Raw genomic sequence first — 2,299 nt, 5'->3', positions numbered from 1 at the left:
TGTCGCGCGCCGTGGCAAACTGCCCCCTCTGCGTCACGAGGAATTGCCCCTCCTCGAATAGCTGAGGAGAGAGTGAATGAAGCGGGAACGAATCACTGAAGGCTCGCCGTGGAATGATCCACGGGGGCAGGTGATGAAGACGCCGGATGACGTGGCGGAGATGATGCGCCTGAGGGCGTGCGGATGGGGTGTGAAGCGGATTGCGCGGCAGCTGGGCTGCAGCCATCACACTGTGAAAGACTACGTTGCGGCGGGCGGTGTGAAGCCGTTCAAGTCGCCTGAGCGGAAGAAGCAGCTCGACGGCCTTGAGGGCTGGCTGCGCGAGAGGCTCATTCGGCATCGCGGCAATGCCGATGTGGTGCGCCAAGACCTGTTGGCCGAGAAAGGCGTGGCAGTCAGCCGGCGGACGCTGCAACGCGCCGTGCAGCCCTATCGCCAGGCGCTGAAGGCGGAGGCGCTGGCGACGACGCGGTTTGAGACGCCACCGGGTCGGCAGCTGCAGATCGACTTCGGGGAGCGCCTGGTCGAGATCGGAGGGGCGAAAGTCAAGGCATTCGTGTTCGTGGCGACGCTCGGGCACTCGCGACGGCTCCATGTGCGTGCGTTCCGGGCCGAGAGGCAGGAGCATTGGTTCGCCGGGCTCGAGAGCACATTCACGACCTTCAGCGGTGTGCCGGAGGAAGTGCTGATGGACAATCCACGCGCGCTTGTCGTGCGCCACGACGCGGTGAGCCGGTCGGTTCAGTTCAACGACAAGCTTATAGCCTTCGCAAAGCATTGGGGCTTCCGTCCTCGCGCCTGCGCGCCATATCGGGCGCGCACGAAGGGCAAGACGGAGAACGGCGTCGGCTACGTGAAGAAGAATGCGATCGCCGGTCATTCCTTCTCAAGTTGGGAAGCATTCGAGGCGCATCTCGACAGATGGGAGCGCGAGGTTGCGAACGTTCGTATCCACGGCACGACCGGCGAGGCGCCGATCATCCGCTTCGCGCGTGAGGAGATACATCGGTTGAAGCCGCTCGGGGGGCAGCCGTCGTTCGGATCGTTGCGTGAACTGACCCGCGTCGTCGGCAATGATTGCGCCGTCGAGATCGACACGAACAGCTACTCGGTGCCGTGGCGCCTTATTGGCGAGCGCGTGGCGGTAACGATCGCGGCCGGCGAAGTCCGGATCCGCCATGGATTGCACCAGGTAGCAGTGCACAAGCAGTCCGAGGGACGCCGGCTGCGGATCGTCGACGCCGCCCATCTCGATGGTGTCGCTGGGCGCAATGGCGCGGTCCGCCAGGAGATCGCGGCAGTGCTGGATCCGTCTCCACCGCCGTCGTTGTTACGCTCTCTTGCCGAATACGAAGCTGTGGTCGGAGGAGGCTTCTGATGGCGTGGGGAAAGAAGATAATGGAAGAAACGATCGATCCGCTCGATGCCATGCTGGCGCGATTGCAGCTCTCCTGCATCCGCGATCAGCTCGACAGCCTGCTCGACGAGGCGGCGCGCGCGAACCTGTCGGCGCGTGAGACGCTGATCCTGCTGTGCGAGCGCGAGATCGCACGCAAGGATCATCGCCGCATCGAGATGGCGCTGAAGCTCGCACACTTCCCAGCCGTCAAGGAACTGGCGGGCTTCGACTTCGAGGCGCAGCCGTCGATCGATCCCAAACAGATCCGTGACCTTGCCGCGTCACGTTGGATCGCCAACGGAGAGAACGTGCTGTTGCTCGGGCCACCCGGAGTCGGCAAGACGCACTTGTCGATCTCGCTGGGGCGAGAGGCGATCCTGGCCGGGTACACGGTGCAGTTCACCACGGCGACGACGCTGGTCGCAGGCCTTGCCAAGGCCCATGGCGAACGGCGTCTAGACGAGAAACTGCTCGCGCTATCGAAGCCAAAGCTGCTGATCGTCGACGAGCTCGGCTACCTGCCGCTGGAACCTGACGCGGCACATCTGTTCTTCCAACTGGTCAGCCGGCGCTACGAAACTGGCGCCATGCTGATCACCTCGAACCGCAGCGTTGCCGAATGGGGCACCGTGTTCGCTGATCCCGTGGTCGCCACCGCGATCCTCGACCGGCTCTTGCACCACAGCCACGTGCTGACGATCCGCGGCGACAGCTACCGGCTCCGAGCCAAGCGCAAGAGCGGCCTCATCAAGACGCCGACCGCCGGTGACGGCCCTCCGGTCGGCTCCGCCTCCCTCCGGCCCGTCACCGGCGGAAACAACCTTCAACCGAAATCATAATCCCGATGGTGGGGGCAGTTCTTCATGACGCAAAGGGGGCAGTTCCGGATGGCGTTTGACA

General features: G+C 64.1%; 2 protein-coding genes. Both read left to right on the top strand.

All coding sequences use genetic code 11. The features are described from left to right. The first annotated feature begins 76 nt into the window (after window positions 1–76). Entirely contained in the window at window positions 77–1,378 is a 1,302-nt protein-coding gene (gene istA, locus AC0L3K_RS40455; RefSeq protein WP_247337632.1) for an IS21 family transposase, read from the top strand. A gap of 20 nt (window positions 1,379–1,398) precedes the next feature. Then, window positions 1,399–2,238, top strand: a complete 840-nt coding sequence (gene istB / locus AC0L3K_RS40450; protein ID WP_247337631.1) for an IS21-like element helper ATPase IstB — start codon at window positions 1,399–1,401, stop codon at window positions 2,236–2,238. Window positions 2,239–2,299 lie beyond the last annotated feature (61 nt).

The organism is Bradyrhizobium sp. MI1.10 (genome assembly GCF_055811035.1).
This window is presented reverse-complemented; position numbering and strand designations above follow the sequence as displayed.